Annotated in this window: 14 protein-coding genes and 1 pseudogene; 10 read left to right on the top strand and 5 right to left on the bottom strand. The window is 67.9% G+C overall.

The window, feature by feature from the left end:
* Nucleotides 1–132: 132 nt before the first annotated feature.
* The 7 genes and pseudogenes from EGT50_RS12100 (at nucleotide 133) to EGT50_RS12130 (ending at nucleotide 12,169) form a co-directional block, all read left to right on the top strand.
* Nucleotides 133–690: a DUF732 domain-containing protein gene (locus tag EGT50_RS12100; protein ID WP_127954836.1), complete on the top strand. Its 558-nt coding sequence runs from the start codon at nucleotides 133–135 to the stop codon at nucleotides 688–690.
* 8 nt (nucleotides 691–698) lie between these two features.
* Nucleotides 699–1,682, top strand: a complete 984-nt coding sequence (locus tag EGT50_RS12105; RefSeq protein WP_127954838.1) for a cutinase family protein — start codon at nucleotides 699–701, stop codon at nucleotides 1,680–1,682.
* Nucleotides 1,683–1,984: 302 nt separating this feature from the next.
* Nucleotides 1,985–2,382, top strand: a pseudogene (locus EGT50_RS12110) (LLM class F420-dependent oxidoreductase); the annotation flags it as partial.
* 239 nt (nucleotides 2,383–2,621) lie between these two features.
* On the top strand, nucleotides 2,622–4,517 hold the full coding sequence (gene fadD32 / locus EGT50_RS12115) for a long-chain-fatty-acid--AMP ligase FadD32 (protein WP_127954842.1): 1,896 nt from the start codon (nucleotides 2,622–2,624) through the stop codon (nucleotides 4,515–4,517).
* Between the two features lie 48 nt (nucleotides 4,518–4,565).
* The gene (gene pks13 / locus EGT50_RS12120) at nucleotides 4,566–9,509 is read left to right on the top strand and encodes a polyketide synthase Pks13 (protein WP_127954940.1); all 4,944 of its coding nucleotides are present in this window, start codon (nucleotides 4,566–4,568) and stop codon (nucleotides 9,507–9,509) included.
* On the top strand, nucleotides 9,506–11,050 hold the full coding sequence (locus EGT50_RS12125) for an acyl-CoA carboxylase subunit beta (protein WP_127954845.1): 1,545 nt from the start codon (nucleotides 9,506–9,508) through the stop codon (nucleotides 11,048–11,050). Before pks13 ends, EGT50_RS12125 begins: the two co-directional genes overlap by 4 nt.
* A 69-nt stretch (nucleotides 11,051–11,119) precedes the next feature.
* A complete protein-coding gene (locus EGT50_RS12130) occupies nucleotides 11,120–12,169 on the top strand; it encodes a DNA polymerase IV (protein WP_127954847.1) in 1,050 nt (349 codons plus the stop codon).
* Between the two features lie 31 nt (nucleotides 12,170–12,200).
* On the opposite strand, the gene EGT50_RS12135 is transcribed toward EGT50_RS12130, so the two are convergent.
* From EGT50_RS12135 to EGT50_RS12155, 5 genes are all read right to left on the bottom strand, one after another.
* The gene (locus tag EGT50_RS12135; RefSeq protein WP_127954849.1) at nucleotides 12,201–12,635 is read right to left on the bottom strand and encodes a YjbQ family protein; all 435 of its coding nucleotides are present in this window, start codon (nucleotides 12,633–12,635) and stop codon (nucleotides 12,201–12,203) included.
* 66 nt (nucleotides 12,636–12,701) lie between these two features.
* A complete protein-coding gene (locus EGT50_RS12140; protein WP_235870731.1) occupies nucleotides 12,702–15,968 on the bottom strand; it encodes an arabinosyltransferase domain-containing protein in 3,267 nt (1,088 codons plus the stop codon).
* Between the two features lie 125 nt (nucleotides 15,969–16,093).
* Complete coding sequence (locus EGT50_RS12145; RefSeq protein WP_127954853.1) at nucleotides 16,094–19,417, bottom strand: arabinosyltransferase domain-containing protein; 3,324 nt, start codon at nucleotides 19,415–19,417, stop codon at nucleotides 16,094–16,096.
* Between the two features lie 23 nt (nucleotides 19,418–19,440).
* The gene (locus EGT50_RS12150; protein WP_127954855.1) at nucleotides 19,441–21,237 is read right to left on the bottom strand and encodes a glycosyl transferase; all 1,797 of its coding nucleotides are present in this window, start codon (nucleotides 21,235–21,237) and stop codon (nucleotides 19,441–19,443) included.
* Between the two features lie 195 nt (nucleotides 21,238–21,432).
* Nucleotides 21,433–21,714, bottom strand: coding sequence for a helix-turn-helix domain-containing protein (locus tag EGT50_RS12155; RefSeq protein ID WP_127954856.1), 282 nt, complete (start codon nucleotides 21,712–21,714; stop codon nucleotides 21,433–21,435).
* A gap of 52 nt (nucleotides 21,715–21,766) precedes the next feature.
* Between EGT50_RS12155 and map the strand changes: the two genes are divergently transcribed.
* The 3 genes from map to EGT50_RS12170 are packed head-to-tail and all read left to right on the top strand — an operon-like array spanning nucleotide 21,767 to nucleotide 25,873.
* The gene (gene map / locus EGT50_RS12160) at nucleotides 21,767–22,537 is read left to right on the top strand and encodes a type I methionyl aminopeptidase (RefSeq protein ID WP_127954857.1); all 771 of its coding nucleotides are present in this window, start codon (nucleotides 21,767–21,769) and stop codon (nucleotides 22,535–22,537) included.
* Between the two features lie 9 nt (nucleotides 22,538–22,546).
* The gene (locus tag EGT50_RS12165) at nucleotides 22,547–25,351 is read left to right on the top strand and encodes an FAD-binding and (Fe-S)-binding domain-containing protein (protein WP_127954859.1); all 2,805 of its coding nucleotides are present in this window, start codon (nucleotides 22,547–22,549) and stop codon (nucleotides 25,349–25,351) included.
* A gap of 15 nt (nucleotides 25,352–25,366) precedes the next feature.
* Entirely contained in the window at nucleotides 25,367–25,873 is a 507-nt protein-coding gene (locus tag EGT50_RS12170; protein WP_127954861.1) for a hypothetical protein, read from the top strand.
* The last annotated feature ends 376 nt before the right edge of the window (nucleotides 25,874–26,249 follow it).

The following is a 26,249-nucleotide window of genomic DNA, read 5'->3' on the forward strand; positions in this document are numbered from 1 at the left end:
AGTTGACGTTGTGCGGGCGGTGAGCGGATTCACGATCCGGTCGCCGCCCGCCCGTCATCTGTAGCCTGTTTCAAGAGTCCGAAATCAGTACTTGTTCCGATACGACACGACACAGCAATCCCGAGGACCGATATGTCGCACTTCCCCCGCCCCAAATCCGCGCGTTCCGCGCTGGCCCGCAACTTGGCCGTCGGCGCGCTGAGCCTCGTGGCCGGTGGCCTGCTCGTCGCCTGTGGCAACGACTCGTCAGCTACGGGGTCCCCGACGACCACGGCAGCGGCGCAGAGCCCCTCGACGGCGCCGGAGACGGACGGTATGACGGACGAGGCTCAGGAGCCCATGGACGAGCAGTCCATGAACGACGCGTTGGACGAGCAGCCGCAGGCTTTGCCGAGCGACTTCCCCGGTCCCACCGAGATCGCGGTCTCTTCGAGTGGTCAGGCGTTTCTGGACGCTCTGAAGCGAGAGGGCATCACGCCCGCGGGGGACGGCGTGATCGCTCTGTCCACGGCCGACTACATCTGCGCGGCCCAGCAGCAGGGCGGCTCGGACGCCGCTGTCACGACGTTCGTCACCGCTGCAGTCGGCAGCGAGGCGAGCGCGGCGGGACAGGAACTGACGCCGGAGCAGGCCGGCAAGAACGCTGAGATCTACATCCGCTTGGCGAAGGCCGAGTACTGCAACCAGTAAAGCGACCTATGTCTGTCAGCGGCCGCGGAACGCGGAAGTCCGGGAGCCGGGGGCGTAGGCGCTCAGGAATCGTCGTCGTGGCGATCCTGATACTCGTCCTGCTGCTCCTGGCGATCTGGTACCTATTGGCGGGGCGGGTTCCGCCACCGACGCCCCCGACACCGCCGGGACCACTGCCGCCGAGCGCGCAGCCGGCGCACTGCCCGGACGTGCAGGTGATCTCGGTGCCCGGCACCTGGGAATCGAGCGCCACCGACGACCCGCACGACCCTTCGTCGAACCCGGCGTCGCTCATGCTCAATGTCTCGCGGCCGCTGCAGGAGATGTTCTCGCCTCAACGCGCTGACGTCTACACGGTTCCGTATGTGGCGCAGTTCTCGAACCCGGTCGCGTTTCCGCCGGACGGCCAGGAGTCGTACAACAACTCCCGCGCGGCCGGGACGGCGGCGACGATGGACGTCATCGAGCGCCGGCACGCCGAGTGCCCGCTGACGACCTATCTGCTCACGGGGTTCTCGCAGGGCGCGGTGATCGCAGGCGATGTCGCGGCCCGAATCGGCGCCGGAGACGGCCCGGTGTCGTCGGAACTAGTACTCGGCGTGGGCCTGATCGCCGACGGACGTCGCGACCCGGCCGCTGCACCGACCATTGGGCCCCCAGTCGTCGGTGTCGGAGCCGAACTCTCGCTGGACGGGCTCAAGCTCCCGGGCATCACGATGACCGGTGCCCGGCCAGGAGGCTTCGGTTCTCTGACGGACAGGGTCGTGCAGATCTGCGCGCCCAGTGACGGCATCTGTGACGCACCCGTTGAGGCCCTCAAGCCCGGGAACTGGCTCAGCAGTGCTGCCCGGCTCGGCGAGTACTACAACAACCCGGCCCATGCGCAGTACAACTCGTTCGTCGTCGACGGCAATGGGACGACCGCGACACAGTGGGTCACGAACTGGGCGGCTGGGAAGATCGACGAGGCCCCGACGCCTGCGCACGAATAGTGCGACTTCCCTTCTCCACTCAGCTGGGAGTCTGCTCGGAGTCTGCCCGGAGTGTGCTCGGAGTCTGCTGAAAGCCGCTACCAGAGCGATACGAGGGCGGTAATGTCCGACCTCGTTGCTCGACGACGGGCGCAAGAGCAGGCCCCTATGCTTGGTGGGTTGGCGCCCGAAAGGCGTCATCCACGTCGGCATGCGTGAAATGAGGAAGAAGGCTAGATGAGTTCCACTGGCGGCCAAGTACGCCGGGTGGCGCCCCCGACCATCGCCGACGGCCGCACGGTGTTGTCCGGCGCCACCATCCGTCAGGCGTCACTATGGAGAGAACGAGTAAGCGCGCCGAACGGATCTGCGATGCCGTCGGCGATCAATTCGAGGACATCGAGCTCAATTGGACCATCACGATGATCATGGCTACCGACGACCACGAGCAGGCGGCAGGGATGGCGCTAGCGGCACTCGAGCAGCGTTTCCGGTCGTACAGCGCGGTGGACGTCAAGTTGCCGGTCGAGCAGAACCTCGACTCGTCTTATCGGGCGATCGGTACATATGACCAAATCGCGGACGAGATCCGTAACGAGCGGGAGAAGACGTCGATGTCATATGTGGGCGTGTTCCCGACCCAGTTACAGGCGTCCGCGTCGACGCATTCGCGCCAGCAGTTCCGCTGCTCCGGGGCGAATGGGCCGATGCGCATCTGTAACATGTTGCTGGTTTCGAGCCGATGGACTGACTCGTAGGTGCGTTGTCTGCGTCCGGGCGGCTGAGTGTCGCTGCAACGGGGCACACGCAGGGACGAACAGCAAAGAACAAGCAGGCAGTACCGAATAGCAGGCAGTACCGACGGAGAAGTGACAATGCAAATTAATCCTCGTGGCGAAGGAAGTCTGGAGCGCAATCATGTTGGCTGATGGTTGTGTGATCGCTTCTACAGGAGAAGGAATGATCGCGATGTTCGACGACTATCTCGACGAACAGGGCCAGATCCGGCTCATCCCGGGTCATACGCTGGTCGACTATGTCGACGAACACACGCGTAACAATGCAGGCGATCTGGTGTACCGCTACATCGATTACTCGCGAGAGCGAGACGGTGAGGTGCACGAGCTCACGTGGGGTCAGTTCGGGCTGCGCCTTCGCGCGGTAGCGGCGCGGCTGCAGCAGGTCACTCAGTACGGCGATCGGGTCGCAATCCTCGCGCCGCAGGGTCTCGACTACGTCACCTCCTTCTTCGCCGCCATCCACGCCGGCCGCATCGCGGTGCCGCTGTTCGATCCGGACGAGCCTGGACATACGGACCGTCTGCGCGCTGTCCTCGGTGACTGTGAGCCGGCCGCGATCCTCACCGCCACATCGTCCGCGGCCGGTGTGCGTCAGTTCTTCCGTTCGCTGCCCGCCTCCAAGCGGCCCCGAATCATCGCTGTCGACGCAATCCCGGACAGCGTCGGCGACACGTGGATGCGCCCGGAGGTCGGCCTCGACGACATCGCATACCTGCAGTACACCTCCGGTTCCACGCGTACACCGGCTGGTGTCGAGATCACCCATCGCGGTGTCGCCACGAATGTTCTCCAGATGGTCGACTCGCTCGGGCTCACCGTCGATTCGCGCGGCGTCACCTGGCTGCCGCTTTACCACGACATGGGCCTGTTGACGGTGATCCTGCCCGCGCTGGGCGGCCAGTACATCACGATCATGAGCCCCCGCGCGTTCGTGCAGCGGCCGCACCGATGGATCCGTGAGCTTGCCGCAATCTCGGACGGCGCCGGCACCTACGCTGCGGCACCCAACTTCGCGTTCGAACACGCTGCGGTTCGTGGTCTGCCGAAGAATGGCGAGCACCTCGACCTGAGCAATGTCATCGGTCTGATCAACGGCAGCGAGCCGGTAACGGTCTCGTCCATGCGCAAGTTCAACGACGCGTTCGCGCCCTACGGTCTGCCCAAGACGGCGATCAAGCCGTCGTACGGCATGGCGGAGGCGACCCTGTTCGTCTCCACCACGCATCCTGACGAAGAGGCCAAGGTCGTCTACGTCGATCGCGACCAACTCAATGCCGGCCGCATGGTGCGGGTCGATCAGGACGCGCCGGGCGCCGTCGCGCAGGTCGCCTGTGGTTCCGTCGCTCGCAGCCAGTGGGCTGCGATCGTCGATCCGGACTCTGCATCCGAGCGACCCGATGGCTACGTCGGCGAGATCTGGCTGCACGGCGACAACGTCGGACAGGGCTACTGGGGTCGTGAGCAGGAAACGGCCGAGACGTTCCACAACAAGCTGCTCGAGCGGCTCCCGGGGACCACGCATGCCGATGGCGCACCTCACGACGCCAACTGGCTGCGCACCGGTGACTACGGCGTCTACTTCGAGGGCGACCTGTACATCACTGGCCGCGTCAAGGACCTGGTGATCGTCGACGGCCGCAACCACTACCCGCAGGATCTCGAGTACTCCGCGCAAGAGGCCAGCTCCGCGCTGCGCCCCGGCTTCGTCGCCGCGTTCGCGGTGCCTGCGAACCAGCTGCCCGCCCAGGTGTTCGAGAATTCGCACTCGGGGCTGCAGTTCGATCCGGACGACGCGTCCGAGCAGCTCGTCATCGTCGCGGAGCGAGCGCCGGGTGCCGGCAAGGCCGATCCGCAACCGATTGCGGACACCGTCCGCGCGGCCATCTCGTCGCGCCACGGCGTCACCGCCCGCGACGTGCTGTTGGTTCCGGCCGGGTCGATTCCTCGCACGTCCAGTGGCAAGCTGGCTCGTCGAGCATGCAAATCGGCCTACGTCGAGGGGACGCTGCGTGGTGGTCACGCCCAGACCGCTTTCCCGGATAGCGTTTCCGACTGAGTCCATTTCCTAAACGGAGATCTTGGTGAGTTGATGGCTGAACACGAGATGACGGTCGCGCAGCTGCGCGAATGGCTGCGCAACTGGATCGCAGAGGCCACCGGGCAACCGGCCTCAGCGATATCCGACGATCGACCTATGGAGGAGTTCGGAATCTCCTCACGCGACGCTGTCGCACTGTCAGGTGAGATCGAGGATCTCGTGGGTGTCACACTCTCCGCCACGGTCGCGTACCAGCACCCGACCATCGCCTCGCTGGCCACCCGCATCATCGAGGGGGAACCGGACGCACCCGAGGACGTCGATGATGGCGCGTACTACCGAGGCGTCCCGGCCGGGCAGTCGCACGACATCGCGATCGTAGGTCTGTCGACCCGTTTTCCGGGTGCCGGCCACACTCCTCGGGAAATGTGGAACCTGCTGATCGAGGAGCGCGACGGGGTCTCCGACCTACCCGAGGGTCGTTGGACCGAGTTCGCCGCTGATCCGTACGTGGCCAACGCGATCGAGAAGGCCGCGACCAAGGGTGGCTACCTGGACGACGTGCAGGGTTTCGACGCGGAGTTCTTCGCGATGTCGCCGCTCGAGGTCCAGAACGTTGACCCTCAACAGCGGCTCGCGCTCGAACTGAGCTGGGAGGCGCTCGAGCACGCCCACATACCGGCGAACGAGCTCAAGGGCCGTGACGTCGGCGTGTTCCTCGGCTCGTCGGCCAACGACTACCAGTTGCTCGCGGTGAGCGATCCGGCGACGGCGCATCCATACGCGCTGACCGGTACGTCGACCTCGATCGTCGCGAACCGCGTATCGTACTTCTTCGACTTCCGAGGTCCGTCGGTGGCGCTCGACACCGCTTGCTCGTCGTCGCTGGTCGCGGTGCATCAGGCGGTGAGCAGTCTCCGCTCGGGTGAGTCCGAACTGGCCCTCGCCGGCGGCGTCAACATGTTGATCGCCCCGCCCGCCACTCTCGGCTTCGATCAGGGCGGTGTCCTCACGGAGGACGGCAAGATCAAGGCGTTCTCGTCCGACGCGGACGGCATCGTCCGCGCCGAGGGCGGCGGCGTGGTCGTGCTCAAGCGGCTCGAGGACGCCGAGCGGGACGGTGACACGATCCTCGCTGTCATCGCCGGTTCCGCCGTCAATCAGGACGGCCGGTCCAACGGATTGCTGGCACCGAACCCGGACGCACAGGCCGACTGCCTTCGACACGCTTACCGGGACGCGCGCATCGTGCCGTCCGGTGTCGACTACATCGAGGCCCACGGCACCGGCACGATCCTCGGCGATCCGATCGAGGCGGACGCGCTCGGTCGTGTCGTCGGACGCGGCCGCGACGCCGAAATGCCGGCCCTGCTGGGCTCGGCCAAGACCAACTTCGGCCACCTCGAGGCGGCGGCGGGTGCCGCTGGCCTGATCAAGGTCGTGCTCGCGATGCAGGAGGACGTCATCCCGGCGTCGCTCAACTACGCGGGCCCCAATCCCTACATCCAGTTCGACAAGGCGCATCTGCAGGTCATCCCCGAGGCGACGCCGTGGCCGCGCTACACAGGCAAAGCCGTCGCGGGCGTGTCGGGCTTCGGCTTCGGCGGCACCAACGCGCACGTCGTGGTCCGCGAGTACCGCAAGGACCCGGATCCAGCGCCCGCCGCCGACAGCCCGGAGGTCGCGGGGATCGACCTCGACTACGAGAGCACCACGATCGAGTCCGAGGCCGCGCGGATGCTCGCGAACGCCGCCGAGTCGGTCGGGCTCGCCGAGGCGCAGGCGGAGGCGGCCCCGACCGCCGTCTTGCTGCCGGTATCGGCGGCGATGCCGTCGCGCCGCCGCCGAGCCGCAGAGGATCTGGCGAATTGGTTCGAGAGCGAGGAGGGCAGCCGCACGCCGCTCGCCGACGTCGCTCGTACCCTCGCCAAGCGCAGCCACGGCCGGTCTCGGGCAGTCGTCGTCGCCAAGACCCACGCTGAGGCCGTCACCGGACTCCGCGCAGTCGCCGCCGGCAAGCCCGCGCCGGGAGTGCTGACCGCAGACGCGCCCGCCACGAAGGGGCCGGTTTGGGTGTTCTCCGGCTTCGGCTCGCAGCACCGCAAGATGGCAAAGCAGCTGTACCTGGAGAACGCGGTGTTCGCGGCCGCCGTCGACGAGGTCGACGCGCTGATCGAGGACGAGTCCGGCTACTCCATGAAGGAGAAGTTCCTCGACGACTCGGTCGAATACGACGTCGAGACCGCTCAGGTCGGCATCTTCGTCATCCAGGTCGGGTTGGCAAAGACGCTGCGTCACTACGGCGCGGACGCGTCTGCGCTGGTCGGGCACTCGATGGGCGAGGCCGCTGCCGCATATGTCTCGGGTGGTCTGTCGCTCGAGGATGCCGTCCGCGTCATCACCGCGCGTTCGCGGATCATGGGCGAGGCCGAGGGCCTGCTCTCGGGCGACGACATCCGCCTGATGGCGCTGGTCGAGTACAGCGCCACCGAGATCGAGCAGGTGCTGCCGGACTTCCCGAACCTCGAGGTCTGCGTCTACGCGGCGCCTACCCACACAGTGATCGGCGGCCCCGAGGCCGAGGTGAACGCGATCGTCACGCGTGCCGAAGCCGAGGAGAAGATGGCTCGGGTGCTGCAGACGAAGGGCGCGAGCCACACGTCTCAGGTCGACCCGCTGCTCGGGGAACTCGCGGCCGAGCTGGCCGGTATCGAGCCGCACAAACTGAAGGTCGGTGTCTACTCGTCGGTCGACCAGGACGCGTTCTACCCGGCGGGGCACGACTCGATCCATCCGGTCGAGTACTGGACCAAGGGGCTGCGTCACAGCGTTTACTTCACGAACGCGGTCAAGAATGCCGTCGACGCCGGGCATACGACCTTCGTCGAACTCGCGCCGAACCCGGTCACGCTGATGTCCGTCGCCGCCACCGCGTGGGCAGCCGGCGTCGCTGACACGCAGCTGATCCAGACGCTCAAGCGCAAGGAGGACGAGCCGCTCGGGGTGCTCACCGCGCTCGCGCAGCTGTATGTCCACGGCCACGCGGTCGACCTGCCGTCGCTGCTGCCGGCCGGCGCCTTCGCGGAGCTGCCGCGGACCGCGTTCCTGCGCAAGCGGCACTGGATCGACGTGCGCGTGTCGTCCTCGGGCAACACCCGCGTCCCCGGTGCGCACGTCGCACTTCCGGACGGCCGGCACGCCTGGGAGGTGCAGGCGTCCGCCGTGTCCGACCTGGGCGCTCTGGTGACTGAGGCGGCGTCGCAGTTGTTCGCCGATGTCGCGCTGACCGGTGCCGTCGCGCACGGTGAGGTGCCGTCGACGGGAACCCTGACCACGACGCTGGTACCGCACCTCGGGGGTGCCTCCGTGCAGGTCCACGCCAAGGGCCGGGCGAGCGGAGCGACGGGGAATTCGCACGGAGATGCGTTCACGTTGCTCTACGACGCGGTCGTGTCGTCCGGTGAGGCACTACCCGAGCCTGTGGTCGCCGCTGTCCCCGCGAAGCCGACCGTGTCGGACGAGGTCGCGGACGAGCCCGCCGAGGTCCACGGCGACCGGTGGGACCCGGAGGGTTCGCAGAGCCTCGAGGATCGACTGACTCTGATCGTGGCGGAGTCCATGGGCTACGCGCCCGAGGATCTGCCGGGAGAGATTCCACTGATCGAGCTGGGTCTGGACTCGCTGATGGCGGTACGGATCAAGAACCGCGTCGAGTACGAGTTCGACATCCCGCAACTGCAGTTGGCGGCGGTGAAGGACGCGAGCCTGCACGATGTCGCGAAGTACCTGCGCTACGCGGTGGAGAACCGCGAGGAGGTGCAGGCGCTGGCCGAGCAGCAGCAGGCCGGTGAGTCTGGAGACCTCTCAGCTCCCGTACCCGCCGAGACCATCGACGCCCCAGCCGAATCCGGTGACGCCGAATCCGGTGGCATCGACGTGCCGCCCCGGGATGCGGCCGAGCGACTGACGTTCGCGACCTGGGCCGTCGTCACCGGCAAGTCCGCCAAGAGCATCTTCGCGACCTTGCCGACCCTCGATGACGAGACCGCCGAGAAGATGGCCACGCGTCTCACCGAGCGCGCCGGTGGCGAGATCACTCTCGACGACGTCCGGGGCGCCGGAACCATCGAGCAGCTGGCCGAGACGGTGCGCCAGCACCTCGAGGACGGCGAGAGGATCGACGGGCTCGTCCGCACGCTGCGGGCGCGCGCCGAAGGTTCGGACGCCGTGCCGGTGTTCGTGTTCCACCCGGCCGGCGGCTCGACGGTGGCTTACGAACCACTGCTGAAGCGCCTGCCCGCGCACACCCCGATGTACGGACTCGAGCGGGTCGAGGGCCCGATCGAAGAGCGCGCCAAGGCGTATGTGCCGCTGCTGCGCGAGATCCAGGGGGACGGGCCGTACGTGCTCGCCGGCTGGTCACTCGGCGGCGTGCTCGCCTACGCGGTTGCACGCCAGTTGCGCGAGGAGGGCGCCGATGTCCGTGTCGTCGGCCTGATCGACACCGTGATGGCGGGAGAGAAAGTCGAGGACACCCCGGAGGAGATCCGGGCACGCTGGCAGCGGTACGCGAAGTTCGCGAAGAAGACGTACGGCGTCGACGCCCCCCTGCCGTTCGATCAGCTGGCGGCGGCCGGCAGCGACGAGGAGCAGATCCAGCTCCTCATGGACCTGCTGAAGCTGAGCGGAGCCAAGATCCCCGGCGGCATCATCGAGCACCAGCGCACGTCCTGGCTCGACAACCGGGCCATCCAGACGGCCGAAGTGAACCCGTACGACGGTGACGTCGTGCTGTACATGGCGGACAGCTACCACGACGACGCCATCGCTCTCGAGCCTGCGTTCGGCACCCGACAGCCCGACGGTGGCTGGGGTGACGCGGCAAAGAACTTGGAGGTCGTCTACATCGGGGGCGACCATATTCAGATCGTCGACGAGCCGTACATCACCAAGGTCGGCGCGGACCTGTCCAACAAGTTGGCCGACATCGAGAAGCGGAGCACCGAGTGAGCACCACCACCGCGCAGAAGCTCGCGGAACTGCACGACAAGCTCGAGAAGTCGAAGGCCCCCGGCAACCCGAAGGCGATCCAGCGGCGCCAGGAGAAGGGCTTGCCCACGCCGCGCGAGCGGATTGCGATGCTGCTCGATCCGGGCACTTTCGTCGAGACCGGGCAGCTCGCCCGTCAGCCCGGCGACGAGTCCAATCCGTACGGCGACGGTGTCGTCACCGGTCACGGCCTGGTCGACGGACGTCCGGTTGCCGTGTTCGCGCACGACCAGACCGTCTTCGGCGGCGCGGCCGGTGAGATCTTCGGCCGAAAGGTCGCGGCCATCATGGACTTCGCGATCAAGATCGGCTGCCCCGTCGTCGGCATCAACGAGTCCGCGGGTGCGCGCATCCAGGACGCGGTGACTTCGCTCGCGTGGTACGCGGAGATGGGCCGGCGCCAGGAACCGCTGTCGGGCATGTGCCCGCAGATCTCGATCATCCTCGGCAAGTGCGCCGGCGGAGCGGTGTACGCGCCGATCAACACCGACATCGTGATCGCGACCGAAGAGTCGTACATGTTCGTCACCGGGCCGGACGTCATCAAGTCCGTTACCGGTGAGGACGTCAGCCTCGACGAGCTGGGCGGCGCCCGCCACCAGGCCGAATACGGAAACGTGCACCACGTCGCGCCCGACGAGAAGTCCGCGTTCGAGTACGCGCGTCAGTACCTGAGCTACATGCCGTCGAGCTGCACCGAGAAGCCCCCGGTCATCAACCCGGGCCTCGAGTCGGAGGTCACTCAGGACGATCTCTCGCTCGACTCGTTCATGCCCGACGCCGACAACGCCGGCTACGACATGCACGACATCCTGATCAAGATCTTCGACGACGGCGAGTTCCTCGAGGTCCGCGGTCAGACCGCGCTGAACATCATCACCGGGTTCGCTCGCGTCGACGGCCGCCCGGTCGGTGTCGTCGCCAACCAGCCGCTGCACCTGTCCGGTGCGCTGGACGCTGCGGCGTCGGACAAGGCCGCGCACTTCGTGCGGGTCTGCAACGCATACGACATTCCGCTGGTGTTCGTCGTCGACACGCCCGGCTTCCTCGTCGGTGTGGAGCAGGAGAAGGTCGGCGTCATCAAGCGCGGTGGCCGGTTCCTGTTCTCCTATGTCGAGGCGAGTGTCGCGAAGGTGACGGTCGTGGTGCGCAAGTCGTACGGCGGCGGCTACGCGGTGATGGGTTCCAAGCAGCTCGGCGCCGACGTCAACCTCGCGTGGCCCACCGCCCGCATCGCGGTCATGGGTGCCGAGGGCGCCGTAAACATCATCGGGCGCAAGCAGATCGAGGCCGCCGGCGACAATGCCCCGGCCGTCCGCGCGCAGCTCATCAACTTCTACAACGAGCACGTCGCAACGCCGTACATCGCAGCCGAGCGGGGTTACATCGACGCCGTCATCGAGCCGTCGGCCACCCGCCTCGAGATCCGCAAGGCGCTGACCCTGCTCCGCGACAAGAAGGTCTTCCAGAACCCGCGCAAGCACCACTTGCTCCCGTTCTGACCCGGCTCCGGCGACGGAACCTGCGGGTTTCGTCACCAGCAGGGGGCCCTGTTGCGTCAGACTGGTCCGATGGGCACTCCGTCGGGTCGTCGGTGGGTGCTGCACGTCGATCTCGATCAGTTCATCGCTGCTGTCGAGGTGCTGCGCAACCCTGACCTGCGCGGACGCCCCGTCATCGTGGGTGGTCGGGGCGATCCCAGCGAGCGGGGTGTGGTGTCGACCGCGTCTTACGAGGCGCGTGAATTCGGCGTCGGGTCGGGGATGCCGTTGCGGACGGCTGCACGAAAGATCCCCGACGCGGTGTTCCTGCCCGTCGACGCTGAGGCCTACAGGAAGTCCTCCGAGGACGTGATGAGCACGCTCCGCGCGATGGACGCCGTCGTCGAGGTGACGGGCTGGGACGAGGCGTTCCTGGGAGTCGACACCGCGGACCCCGAAGCCTTCGCCCACCAGATCCAGAGGGCGGTCTTGGACGCGACCGGTCTGCACTGCTCGGTCGGCATCGGCGACAACAAGTTGCGCGCCAAGATCGCCACCGGCTTCGGTAAGCCGCGGGGCATTTTCCGGCTGACGGCCGAGAACTGGTTCGAGGTGATGGGGGAGCGAGCCACTCGTGAGCTTTGGGGTGTTGGCAGCAAGACCGCGAATAAGCTTGCCGCGCTGGGCTTGAACACCGTGAGTGAGTTGGCGTCGGCGGCCGATGAGGACCTCGCGGCCAGGTTCGGTCCGACGATGGGTCCGTGGTTCGGCCGCCTCGGCCGGGGGATCGACCACTCGCCGGTGACCGCCGAACCGTGGGTCGCGCGATCCCACAGTCGGGAGACGACCTTCCAGGAGAACCTCGATGATTGGACCGCTGTCACGGTCGAGATCAAACGGCTCGCGGCCCGGGTACGCGAAGACATCGTCGCCGAGCAGCGTCCAGCGGTGCGGGTCGCGGTGAAGGTGCGCTACGCGCCCTTCGTCACCCGGAGCACCAGCAAAGCCCTCCCGACACCGACGTTCGACGCGGATGTGATTGCCGACGCGGCGACCGCGCTCGTAGCGCGGTTCGACCACACCCGCGAAGTGCGCCTCCTCGGTGTGCGGTTGGAGATGACGCCCCCGAAGGACGAATGAGTCCCGGCCGCTTCGGCTTCGGCTCCTGCGTTCAGCCCGGCAGAAAGCTGAAGCGAACCCGCCGAACCGGATTATCGACATTGGTGTCGACCAGGCAGACGGATTGCCAGGTCCCCGTCGCGAGGGTCCCGTCGACGACCGGTACCGACGCGTGCGGCGGCACGAACGCAGGCAAGACGTGGTCGCGGCCGTGCCCGTGGCTGCCGTGCTGGTGCCGCCAGCGGTCATCGCGGGGCAGGAGCTCGTCGATGGCCGCGATCAGGTCGGCATCGCTTCCGGCGCCGGTCTCGATGACGGCCAACCCGGCCGTAGCGTGCGGCACCCACACGTGCAACAGGCCCTGCAACAGCCCAGGCGACAGACCGCTGTTCTCGCCCGCCGCCGCGAGGAACCTCTCGATGTCGTGCGTCAAATCGTGTACGACCGGTGAGGAGCCGGTGCGGATCTCGATCTCGGTGGTGAACATGGTCACGACGCTAGAGGCATCCGGCATCCTCCCGCCGGTGTTGCCCGAAGACGGTGCCGCCTGGAACTACGGCTCGTACACGCGCATCGTTCCCGGCGACCACAGTCCCGAGCGGTTGACCTGCTCGGTTTCGATGGCGACGGGTTCGGCGTCCGGGTAGTGCCGGTTGTACCGCTCCAGGGAGCCCCAGTCGCGCGCCCAGTCGTTCTTCAGGTACGTCGGGACGGTGGTGGCACCGGCGAGCATTTCCGTCCAGCCGAGGGGCCCGCCGGCCTCGAGGGCCTGCCAGGTGTCGGTGGAGCTGACGGCAAGCGGACGGTCCGGCAGGATCCGGTAGTTCGGCATCTCGCCGACCCCGTTGAGGTGATCGAACGGGCGCTGGCACGGGAACTGCAATCCGACGGCCCAGTCCAGCAGGACGGGCTGTTCGGTGCCGACGACGTTGCCCAGCGTCTCGAGCTTCGGCACGCGTGGCGGCGTGAAGGCCAACCACTGGTCGCCCGTGAGGTTGGGGTCGGAAGCGTTGATCCGCACCACGTCGGCGTCGGCGGGTAGTTCGTCGAGCGGGATGCGCAGGTTGCGCCACGACGGGGCGGGGCCGATGTCGCGGGGCAGGTAGCTGCCCTGCATCTCGACGCTGCCGTCGGGCTGCTGCTTGCCGTATTCGAGCTCGAGTGGCTGTCCGTAGGTGGCCTTGCCGGTGTCGTCGACGGACCAGATGCGTCCGGCCGCCGAGATCACGATGAGGGGTGCATCGTCGCTGCGTTCGGGCAGCTTGTACCAACTGGAGACAACGGACGCCTGCTGCTGGACGCCTTCCTGGTAGCTGCCGAGGACCGGCGTGCGGGCAGGGTCGAGGCCGAACGGCAGTTTGACGGTGCTGCCGTTGACGCCGCGGGCGCCCTGTCCGCCGGTGGTCCCGGCGCCCGCGCCGGTCGCGAAGGCGGGGCCGACGCTCTGGTTGTCGGTGTTGCCCATTCCGGCCTGGACCTCGATGTAGTCGGCGGTGAGGTCGCCGGGGACGCCGTTGGGGGTGAAGCCGACGGGCTTGGCGCCCGCGAGCGGATCGTTCGGATCTGCGAGCGGGTTCTGTGGATCGAAGACCGGAGTGAGTGAGCCCACGTTGGGGTCTTGTTCCACCAGTACGTCCTCAGCGAGGCCGCAGGTGTTGCCGGCGAGCGCTTCTACGTTGGAGCGACCGATCGAGTATGCGGGGTACTGCGACACCGCACCCTTGAGCATCGACAGCACCTCGAACAGCACCATCACGCCGGCCACGACGGTCAACGGGGCGGCGGCGAACTTGCGGATTCGTCGGCCCTTGGCGGTGCCCGCCTTGGCTGGCGGAGGCGCATAACCCTCGCGCAGGTACTGCCATGCCACCACGGCTAGTGACAGCCCGAACAACGCCAGGAACAGGGTGTTGGATTCTCGGCCGTTGAGGGAGACGGTCTTGTCGAACCACGGCACGCCGTAGCTCGAGACGTACCAGTAGCCGTTGATGCCGGAGAACGACAGCGCGAGCACCATCAGCAACCCGGCCGCGAAGACCGTGCGGTTGCGGCGTGACCGCAGCGCGCTTGCCGACACGACGACGGCCGTCAGCGCTGCCAGCGAGCCGGCGATGCCCGCGTACGCCCCGAAGTGGTGGGTCCACTTCGTGGGGTTGAACATCATGAAGAAGATCGTTCCGAAGACGATGCCCATCAGTCGCCACGAAGGTCCGGTGGCGACGCCGGGGACCCGCCTGCGGCGCAGGAACACGAACAGCACGGTGAACAGGCACAGCAGCATCGTCAGGAACGCGAAGCGGCGGGTCAGCGAGCCGTCGGTGGTGGGGACGAACAGGTAGTAGTAGCGCAGGAAGTCCTGGTACCACTCGAGGTTCGGGCCGATGATCGTGCGGACGCGGGTGGCCTCCATGACTGCGGCGAACGTCTGGTCGGCGAACACGACGACCAGGACGAGGGTGCCGGCTGCCGCGAGCGGCAGCAACTGTGACACCGTGCCGATCTGGTGCCTGCGGCGCACCATGATCCGTATGAGCGGGCGCAGTCCGGCGAGCAGCGCCGCGACGCACATCAGGCCGGTCGGCGCCGCCGCGAGAGTGAACGCCCCGATGAGGGCCGCGATCGCGGCGGGTAGCAGGCGGCCGGTGGCGATGGCGCGCTCGATCGAGCACCAGGTCAGCAGAGCCCCGACCGCGACGATCGGCTCGGGGCGCAGACCGTTGTTGAAGGGCAACCAGAACGCGAGGAACACGAGGCCGCCGGTCCACAGCGCGACGGCGTTGGTACGGACCGCGCGGCCGAGACGAGGCACCACCTCGCGGCTGATCACCATCCAGCACACGACTGCGGCGATCAGTGCGGGCAGGCGCATCCACGGGCTCGCGGTGGAGATTTTCGCCATCGCGGCGAGGACCTCGTAGTACCAGCCGAACGGGGCCTCGGGAACGCCGAACCAACGGAAGTAGTTGGCCATGTACCCCGCGTTCTCGGAGGCGCGGGCCATGTTGAGCAGATAGCCGTCGTCGGAGGTGTTGGCGCCGAAGAAGTGCCAGCCGACCAGGGTGCCGACGACCACGGCGTCGACGCCGGTGAGCTTCCACCAGCGAGTCGGCAGGAACCGGCGGGCGCGCCGGCCGTCGACCCCGTCGAGGCGATGCAGTGCAACCAGCGACACGGCCGTTGCCAGGACGGCGCCGAGCATCGCGACGAGCTTGATCAGGGTCGGGCTCGACGAGAACCGCGAGTCGACGTCCATCGTGAAGTTCAGCCCCGGCACGGACTTGCCGGCGAGATCGGAGAAGACGCCGACCACTTGCGGGCGGTAGTCGTGGACGAGCCCACCGCCGACGGTCTCACCGTCGTCGTTGGTCAGGCCCGTGAACTCCGCGTTGGTCTTCCCGACGTCGGAGGTGATGACTATCTCCGAGCACTGCCCGGACGCGACGTCCGAGCGCGGCGCCGACCCGATGACGACGTTGCGGTCGAGGACGTCGACGGACTCCTGCGAGGCGCGCACGAACATCGCATTCAGCGCGGCTCCTTCGCCCTGTGCGGGCGCGGTGGCGAGCAGCATGCCGCCCTCGGGGGGCAGTTCGTTGACGGCCCTACACGGGATCGTCGCCGACAGTGAGACCGGGACCTGCGAGACCAGCGGCGCCTCGACATTCGCGGCGATCCCGTTCTCGGGCCACGACACCGTCGCCGCGGTCTGAGTGACCGGCAGGAACGGGGTCGCCACTGCCAGCAGCAGACCGAGGAGGCCAGTCACGGTGGCGATCAGACGAGCCCTGCGGAAGTCCGCGTCGGAGACCGTCGAAGCCAGGGGTAGAGCGCGGGCTTCGGGGCCGGGCGCCGGGGCTGTTACTACATCTGCCACGGCTGTGATAGTAGCGAGACCCTTTCGTCATCTGAAAAAAAGCGGTCGCTCCCAGCTAGTTCACAGAACGGTCAGGCGGGAGGTGCGTTCCGGATGTGGCCGGGCGACCATAAACCGGAGCGAGTGGTCTGCTCGATATCGACGGTCGCCGGCCGGGCTGAAGAGTCGATCGGGGTGAACCGTTCGAGTGAGCCCCAGTCGCGGCGCCAGTCGCCGGCCAGGTACGCCGGGACCGTCTGCGCCGTGAGTAGCAGCGAGGTCCAGCCGAGCGGTCCGCCACCGATGGCATCCTGCACCGCGGTGGTGCCGACGGCGCCGGGTCGGTCCGGCATGATCCGGTACTCGGGCGGCTCGGCGATACCGTCGCGGTGATCGAACGGACGCTGGCACGGGAATGCCAGGCCCACCGCCCAGTCCAACAGCACGGGTGCGTCGCTGCCGACGACGGACTGCAGGGTCTGCATGCGTGGCACGCGTGGCGGGGTGACGGCCAGCCATTGGTCGGGCGCGAGGCCGGTGTCGGACGCCACCAGGCGGACGGCATCCGCGTCCGCGGGCAATTGATCGAGCGGCACCCGCAGGTTCCGCCACGACGGTGCCGGGCCGATGTCGATCGGGGTGATTCGGCCGCGTGCATCGACGCCGCCGTCGGCGGTGCGGGTGCCGTACTCGACCTCCAGTGACTGTCCGTCGGTGACGATGCCGTCAGCGTCGACGGAGTGGATGCGCCCAGCGCCCGCGATCGTCAGGATCGGGGTGTCGTCGCTGCGTTCGGGGAGTCCGTACCAGCCGGTGACGAGATCGGCGGTTTCTTGCGCGCCGTCCTGATAACTGCCGAGGATCGGTGTGGTCGCCGGGTCCAGGCCGAACGGCAACGACACGGTGCTGCCGTTGACTCCGGCGCTGGCGGCGGTGCCGCCGCTGGTGCCGGCGCGGCCACCGGTAGAGGTCGTCTGCGAGTCGGTGTCGGAGTCGGTGCCGGTGGCGAAGCCGGTCGTGGCGCTTTCCTCGTCGGCGGTGAGGTCGCCGGCCACGCCGTTCGCGGTGAACCCGGTCGATTCGGTGGCGCCGAAGGCGGCGGCGCCGGACAGGTTGGTGGGTCGGTTCAACAGCGTCAGCATCGATGCGTTCGGATCGTTCTCGACCAGCACGTAGTCCGCGAGTGCGCACGTGTTGCCGGTGGCCGAGCGCACGTTCGACAGCGCGATCGAGTAGGACGGGTACTGCGCCACCGCACCCTTGATGAGCGAGAGCACCTCGAACAGCACGATGCCGGCGGCAGCCAGCGTGAGCGGCGCCGGTGACCAGCGTCGGATCCGCGCGCGACGACCGCCGTTGCCGTTCCCGTTTCCGTTGCCGGCAGGCCGGTTCTTCTCGTAGGGCTCACGCACGTGGAACCAGGCAGCCAGAAGCAACGCGAGCACGGTGAGTCCCAGCAGGGCCGTCGAAAAGCCCTTGCCTCCGATGGACGGCGGCTTGTCCCACCACGGGACGCCGAGGCTCGAGACGTACCACCAGCCGTTGGATCCCGCGAACGACAGCGCAAGGACGAACAGCACGCCGGCGGCGAACAGTGTCCGGTTGCGCTTGGAACGCAGGCTGGCACCGGCCACGGCGACGGCGGCCAGTGCGGCGAGAGAGCCGGCGAGGCCCGCGTACACGCCGAAGTGGTGGGTCCACTTCGTCGGCGTGAAGCTCATCAGCAGCAGCGATGCGAAGACGATGCCGAGGATGCGGCGGGACGGCCCGGGAGAAGTGCCGGGTATGCGGCCACCGCGGCGCAGCATCATCATCACGCACACCACCAGGCACATCAGCATGACGAAGACGCCGAAGCGGCGGGCCAGCGAGCCGTCGGGGGAGATGCTGAGCAGCGCGTCCCAGCGCACCCGCTCGTCGAACCACGGCACGTTGGGGCCGACCGCGGTGCGGACGCGGGTGGCCTCGCGGACCGAAGCGAGCGTCTGGTCGGCGAACACCGCCACGAGGACGACGGTTCCCGCCGCGAGGATCGGCGCAATCTGGCCGAGGACGCCGACCTCGCGGCTGCGTCGGACGATTGCTTGCACGATCGACCTCGCGCCGGCGACGAGCGCGGCGACAGCGATCAGGCCGGAGGGCCCGGCGGCCAAGGAGAACGCGGCGATCAGGACGGCGATCGCGGCCGGCAACACACGTCCGGTGGCGATGGCCCGTTCGATCGAGCACCACGTCAGCAGCGCGCCGAGTGCGATGATCGGTTCGGGGCGCAGACCGTTGTTGTACGGCAGCCAGAACGCCAGGAACACCAAGCCGGCGGTCCAGAGCGCGACAGGGTTGCGCCGCACCATCGTCCCCAGCCGCGGGATCACCTCGCGACTGATGATCATCCAGCACAGGATGCCGGCGATCAACGCAGGTAGACGCATCCACATGCTCGCGGTGCTCACCTCGGCGAACAGCACGAGCACGTAGTAGTACCAGCCGAACGGGGCCTCGGGAACGCCGAACCAACGGAAGTAGTTGGCCATGTACCCGGCGTGCTCGGAGACACGGGCCATGCTGAGCAGGTAGCCGTCGTCGGAGGTGTTGGCGCCGATCACGTGCCACAGCAGCAGGACGCCGATGACCACCCCGTCGACGGCGGTGAACTTCCACCAGTGGGCGGGCAGGAAGCGCCGGGCGCGGCGGCCATCGACGCCGTCGAGGCGGTGCAGCGCGACCAACGACACGATCGTCAACAGCGCCGCGACGATCATCGTGACGATCTTGATCGAGGTGGCGGACGAGGTGAACCGGGAGTCCAGGTCGGCACGCACGTCCAGGCCCGCCGGTGGGGTGCCCTCTAGGTCGGAGAAGATGCCGACCATCTGGGGACGGACGTCGCCGCTGATGGTCGTGGTCTGCTCGTCAGGAAGTCCGGCAACGGTGGCCGCGGTGCTCTGTGCGTCCGAGGTCACGGAAATGTCAGTGCAGCCCTGCAGCTCGCTGAGTGGCACCGACAGCAGTGCGGTGTCGCGCAGGATCGCCCGCAGCGTCGCCGGATCGCTTCCGGTGGCGGCGTCGACCTTGATTACCAGGCCGTCGGCCTCGGCGCGGCCCGCCTGGGGCGGGGCCGTGGCGACCAGCGCTCCGCCCGTATCGGCGAGCTGTCCGACGGCGGTACACGGAATCGTCACGTGCAACTGCTGCGGCGTGTACGAAATGAGCGGCGCCTCGACACTCGTGAGGTCACCGTTCTGCGGCCAGCTCAGGGTGGCGACATCCTGCTTGACGGGAAGGAACGGCGTGGCGAGTGCGAGGATCGCGCCGAGCAGCCCGCTGACGATGGCGACGAGGCGCGCGACCCGCACGTCCTTCTTGGAGGCGCGTTCGGCAGCCGGGGCTGGAGCGGTGAGGACGTCGGGCACGTTCATCGACTTTAGGTGAGCAAAACGGATCAGGTCAGTTTCCGCACGTCCCAGACCCAGACGCCGTCGACGAGGGTGCCGTCGATGCCCAGGAGCTGGTTGACGGTGGTGCGGAGAATTTGGTCGTTCTTACCGGGTGGCAGCACCAGGACGTCGGCGTCCCAGAACTCGACGTCCGCGCGCGCGTCGGCGCGGGCAGCGCTGTCGACGGGTGGGACGACCCCGCTCTGCTGCGTCCTGCCCAGCAGGAGTGAGGTCGGCCGGTCGTCGGGTCCGTACTTGCCCTTTGCCTCGGGCCCGGCGGGACCGACGAAGTAGCCGCCGGCGAGGGGGAAGCCGAAGTCCTGCTGTACCTGCCATTGCAGCGCCCTGGCATCCTCGGGCCGGGTCGGCGGGACCATCAGAACCGAACCGTCGGACACGTACGAGCGCCAGGTGCCGTCGGCGAAGAAGGCAGGGGCAGGGGTGCGGTCCGCGAGCGCGGCCGGCGCCGGGGCGAGCGGCAACAGTGCCACGACAAGCCAGCCCACCCACAGCAGGGTCATGGGCCGCTGTCCGGTGCGACCGGCGGCGATTGCGCGATCGGTGCCGAGCGCGAGCAGGATCGCGATGGCCGGGATGCAGCCCATCGCGAACCGGGATTCGAGGACCGATTCGAGCAGCGGCAGCTTCCCGAGCCACGTCCACGGGAGTGTGATCCCTGTGTCGTTGTGGGCGACCCTCAGTTCGACGCCCATCGAGAGCACGGCCATGGCGGCGACGGTGGCGGCCGCGGCACGTGCCATCGGTAGCCGCCACAGCCACACCGCGGTCATCGAGACGAGCAGCAGCAGCGGCCAGCCGAAGAACGCATTCTCCTCGGTGGCGTTCATCGACAGTCCGGCAGCGGATCCGGGGTCACCGGCGAGCGACTGGGTGGGGAAGCGGGTGAACGCGAGTGCGTCGTTGCCGACCGGTCCGTGTTCGATCACGCGGTAGCTCTGTGGTCCGAAGAATTGCCACCACAGCGGGACCGCGACAATCGCGAGCGCGACAGCGGCGGCCACGCACAGTCCCTTCGCGCCGCGGCGAACCGCGCTGATCGCCTCGCCGGGATGTGATGCACCGTAGGCGATTCCGAAGACGATGAACGCGATCGAGTAGATCAGCAACGGCTCTTCGCCGAGGAGGATCTGGTACGCGACAACCAGTCCGAGCAAGACGCCGTTGCGGACGGGACGGTCGCCGCTGCCGAGTCGGATAACCAGCAGTGCGATGAACGGCAGCAGGAACAGCGCCACGAAGTTGGGGTGGCCGTTGCTGTGGGAAATCATCGCCGGCGCGAAACCGCAGATCACGCCGCCGACGGCGGCGGCGAACTTCGAGGTGACGACGTGCCGGGACAGTACCCAGTACCAGGCGGTCGCGGTGCCGGACAGTCCGAGTGTGAGCGCGAAGGTGAATGTGACGGTAGGCCCGAACAGCAGGGTGATCGGCGCGAGGGGGATGCTCACCCCGAACATCGCGGTGTTGGCCATCATGTTCACGCCGAGCGGGTAGTTCTGAAGCGTGCTCGACAGCGGATTCTCGAGGTGCGTCACCGAGTGTGCGGTGACCGCGAAGAACCACTCCCACATCGTCTGGTCCTGGCCGCTGGTGACCAGGTAGCCGTCGCCGAGGTGCCACCACTGACGCCAGAGCACGAACACCGCGAGCGCGACGAAGAACGCCGTGGCGGCGATATCGGCCCAGGTGAGACCGAGTCGGCGCGCGCGAGGCGGCGCCGATGGGGCCGTAGGCGGCGAGGCTGCGGGCTTCCCGTCGGCCAGATTCAGGGTCTCGCTCACACATCGCCCCCTTCCGCTTCGCAGGACGGTGTGGCAGGACGCCACGCAGCCGCCGGTGGCCAGACGCGAGAATACCGCAGCTAGCGGGGGGTAATCGCGGACAGAGACCGTCCTGGAACGGGCAGCGGTCAAAGCGGACAGTGCAATTCGGACGAGCAGGACATCCCGGTCGCTGAGTGCGCCCTCCGGGGCGGCTCAGGATGCGCGCCGAGTCGCCCGATCCGGACTGTCCGTGCCGGTGTCGAGTGCCGCGGTGATGCGGTCGAGGGAGATGTCGAGGACACGCGCGACGGCGGCGATCGTGAAGAACGCCGGTGTCGCGATGCGCCCGGTCTCGATCTTCCGAAGGGTTTCCACGGAGATCCCGGCGTCGAGAGCGATCTGGACCATGCTCGCCTCGCCCCTCGCGGACCGCAGCAACTCGCCGAGTCGCTGACCCCGCTCCAGTTCCTCCGCCGTCAGCGGCACACGCACCATGACCCATATAGTAATACCGGTATAGTTATTCGAACCAGAGGAGTAGTGGGTAGTGGTCGAACTCAAGACCGAGGCGGAGATCCATGCGATGCGGGTTGCGGGCAAGGTCGTCGCCGACGCCCTCGCCGCGGTGCGTGTGCACGCGAAAGAGGGTGTGAGTCTCCTCGAACTCGACGCTGTCGCCGCGGGAACCATCGCCGACGCTGGTGCGCGCCCGGTGTTCCTGAACTATCACCCGGAGTGGGCACCGAGTCCCTTCCCGGGGGTCATCTGTGCGTCCGTGAACGACGCCGTCGTGCACGGCATTCCGTCGAGCTACCGGCTACGTGACGCCGACTTGGTAAGCATCGACTGCGGTGCGACTTTGGATGGTTGGTGTGGCGACGCGGCGATCAGTTTCGTCGTCGGCGCCGTGGATCCCGTCGACCGGGCGCTCGTCGCGGCGACCGATGAGGCGCTCCGACGCGGGATCGCAGCTGCGCGACCCGGGAACCGTCTCGGCGATATCGGTGCCGCGATTGGTGAGTACGCCCGGAGCCTCGGGTACGGGCTGCTCGCCGACCACGGCGGCCACGGTATCGGCCGCGTCATGCACGAGGATCCGCACGTTCCGAACGAGGCCCGGGCCGGGCGGGGCATGCGGTTGCAGCCCGGTCTCGTCCTCGCGATCGAACCGATGTTCATCGCCGACGGCACCGGCGACTACCACCACGACGCGGATGGCTGGACGCTGCGGACGCGTACCGGCGCCCGCGCAGCGCACAGCGAGCACACCGTGGCAATCACCGACGACGGCCCGGTGGTGCTCACGGCGCCGCACTAGGCTGCACGTATGCCGGATCGGACGCCGATCTCCGCCGCGCTGCGCCGCGCGGGAATCCGCGACGTCCGCGACGACCGAACCACCCGCGCGATGTATTCCTCCGACGCCTCGCTGTACCGGGTGCCGCCCGAAGTGGTGGTGTGCCCCCGCTCGCCGGACGAGGTCGCGACGGTGCTCGACGTCTGCCGCGCCGAGGGAATCCCGATCACGGCACGCGGCGCAGGGACGTCGGTCGCCGGCAACGCGGTCGGCCCGGGCGTGGTTCTCGACTTCAGTCGTTACCTCGACCGGGTGCTCGAGGTCGACCCCGCCGAGCGCACGGCCGTCGTCGAACCGGGCGTCGTGCAGGCGACCCTGCAGCTCGCCGCTTCACCGCACGGGCTGCGATTCGGCCCCGACCCGTCCACGCACAACCGATGCACCATCGGCGGCATGATCGGCAACAACGCCTGCGGTGCAAGGGCTCTCGGATACGGACGCACATCCGACAACGTCGTCGGAGTGGACCTGCTGACCGGGGCAGGGGAAGCGCTGTCGCTACCCACTCCGACAAGCGTGCCTGTTCTCGACGGCCTCCGCGACCTCACCAACACCGGGTTGGCCACCATCCGAACCGAGTTCGGACGCTTCGGCCGCCAGGCATCCGGGTATGCGCTCGAGCACCTGTTGCCGGAGAACGGCTTCGACGCCCTCCGGTTCCTCGTCGGCAGCGAGGGCACGCTCGGCATCATCACCCGGGCCAGAGTGCGTCTCGTACCGGATACGGCACACCGCGTGCTGGTCGTGCTCGGCTACCCAGACATCGCGTCAGCCGGCGACGACTCGATGGCGGTCCTCGGATTCGGGCCCACGGCCTGCGAGGGCATCGACTCGAGACTGGTCGACGTCGTCCGTGATCGTCGCGGACCGCAGGCCGCGCCACCGTTGCCGCGGGGCGCGGCATGGCTGTTCGTCGAGATCGCCGGTGACTCGCACGACGAGGTCGCCGAGCGAGCGGCCGCCCTCGCACAGGGATGCGGCGCGATCGATGCGCTCGTCGTCGAGGACCCGGCGAGGATCGCCGCACTGTGGCGAATCCGGGAGGACGGCGCCGGTCTGGCCGGACGTAGCCCCGCCGGCAAGCCCGCCTACGCCGGATGGGAGGACGCTGCCGTACCGCCCGACCAGATGGGCCCCTACCTGCGTGACTTCGACGCCCTGCTCACCGACTTCGGCATCACCGGCCTGCCCTACGGGCACTTCGCTGACGGCTGTCTGCACATTCGACTCGACCTGCCGATGGACAGGCCGAACGGCGTCGACGTTTTCCGGCGGTTCCTCGTCGCGGCCGCCGAACTCGTCGCACGGTACGGGGGGTCGCTGTCCGGCGAGCACGGCGACGGCCGGGCCCGCAGCGAACTGCTGCCGATCATGTACTCGTCCGACGCGCTGCGGCTGTTCGGTGCCGTCAAGCACGTCTTCGACCCCGACAACATCCTCAACCCTGGCGTGCTCGTTGATCCGCGTCCGGTGGACGCCGACCTACGGGTTCCGCAGACCTCGCCGCTGCGCCGGGACCTGGCTCTCGCCTACGTCGACGACGCCGGCGACTTCGCGCAGGCCGTGCACCGCTGTACAGGCGTCGGGAAGTGCCGAGCCGACACGACCGGCTCGGGGGGCGTCATGTGCCCTTCCTATCTGGCGACGCGTGAGGAAAAGGACTCGACGCGCGGACGCGCCCGCGCCCTGCAGGAGATGGTGAACGGCAGCCTCGTGCGTGAGGGCTGGCGATCTGCGGAGGTGCACGACGCGCTCGAGTTGTGCCTGTCGTGCAAGGGCTGTGCCTCGGACTGTCCCACGGGTGTCGACATGGCCTCCTACAAGTCCGAGGTGCTGCATCAGAGCTACCGCCGGCGCCTGCGTCCAGCGTCGCACTACTCGCTGGGGTGGCTGCCCCGTTGGGCAGCGCTCGCGGCACGGGCGCCCCGCCTGGTCAACGCCGTGACCCGGCTTCCCGGCCTGGCCCCGGTCGCGTTGACGCTCGGCGGTGCCGATCGACGACGTCACGTCCCGAAATTCGCGCCGACGTCGTTCCGTCGCTGGTACGCATCGACCGCCGCCGAGCGCCGTACCACCGGCGATCCCGTGGTGCTGTTCGTCGACACCTTCACCGACCACTTCGCACCCGAGATCGGAATCGCGACGGTTCGGGTGCTCGAGGATGCGGGCTTCCGGCCGCGACTCACCCCGAAGCGGCAGTGCTGCGGACTGACGTGGATCACCACCGGTCAGCTCGACGCCGCCCGCCGTATCCTCGGCCGCACCGTATCCACACTGGCGGCCGAGGGATCGCCGATCGTGGGCATGGAACCGTCGTGCACGGCCGTCCTTCGCGCCGACGGTCTCGAACTCGTCGGCACGGAGGCTGCGCGGGCGGTCGCCGACTCCACTCGGACCCTGGCCGAACTGCTAGGCGACCGTCGTGACTGGAGTCCGCCGGACCTGTCCGGCACAACGGTTGTCGCCCAGCCTCACTGTCATCACCATGCCGTGATGGGGTGGGGTGCGGACGCCGAGCTGCTGCGAACGGCGGGTGCCGGTGTGCAGCGGCTCGGTGGGTGCTGTGGGCTGGCCGGAAACTTCGGTGTCGAGCGGGGACACTACGAAGTGTCGGTAGCGGTCGCTGAGCACCAGCTCCTGCCGGCGATAGCCCAGGCGGGCCCGGACACGGTGGTGCTCGCGGACGGCTACTCGTGCCGGACGCAGATCGCGGATCTCACCCGGAGAAGGGGCGTTCACCTGGCCGAACTCCTCGCCGAGGGAGAACGCGCCTAGGGCACAATCCCAGGCATGGTCTCGACACCGCGCAGCGGGAGCAGCTGGCCCGCCGACTGGCCGATGCCCGCTCGTCAGATCGCCGTTGCCACAGACGACGCGATCACGGCTGCCCGCGCGGCCTCGCGTGAGCACCTGAGCGAGGCTGTGGAGGAACTGATCGCCCTGCCCTTCGAACAGGTCACGATCGTCCACGCCGGTGTCGTCCGGGTGCTGCTCGAAGAACTCCACCCCGACGGTCTCTCCGGCGAAGACATCCAGCGTGCACTCACGCGCGTCGCCGGCTCGGCGATCGCATGGCTGCCCGACCTCGACGTCGAGGCGCTCGCCGCCGTCCTCACCGGTTCGCTCGGGCTCACGGAGATGAGCGACGATGCCGAGGAGATCGGGCAGGCGGACTACCTCCGCAGCGCCGTTCTGGTGATGGCCGATCTCCTCGCGGCTGCCGAGGCAGCTTCCGAGGGATATCTCCGTGCGGCAATAGGCGAAATCGCGAGGGCCGAGACCATGGAGATGCCCTGACGGACGGTTGGGCGAAATACCTCGTTCCTCCGCTGTGACCTGGCGATTTGGTGTTCTGTGGGCGGTTCGCGTAACTTATTCCGGGTCAGAGCGACACGGACACCGACCCGGACGCGATCGTTTGTTTGATCGGCGTGGGTAAACGAGGTTGGACGGGGAGCGCCTGATTTTCCTGGCTGGTTGGATCGCCCCTTCTTTTGTGGGGGTGGTTGTGCTGTGCCGGGGTGCCCCGGGGTGAGGGACTTGTGGGTTCCTGGTTTCGGTGTGTGCGTGTTCTTTGAGAACTCAACAGTGTGTCGATGAATGTCAGTGCCAAATTTTTTTGTTTGGTGGCCTGCACCCTTGTTTTGTGGGTGTGGGTGTTGCTGGTCGTCTC

Origin of the sequence: Rhodococcus xishaensis (assembly GCF_004011825.1) — a bacterium.
GTDB lineage: Bacteria > Actinomycetota > Actinomycetes > Mycobacteriales > Mycobacteriaceae > Prescottella > Prescottella xishaensis.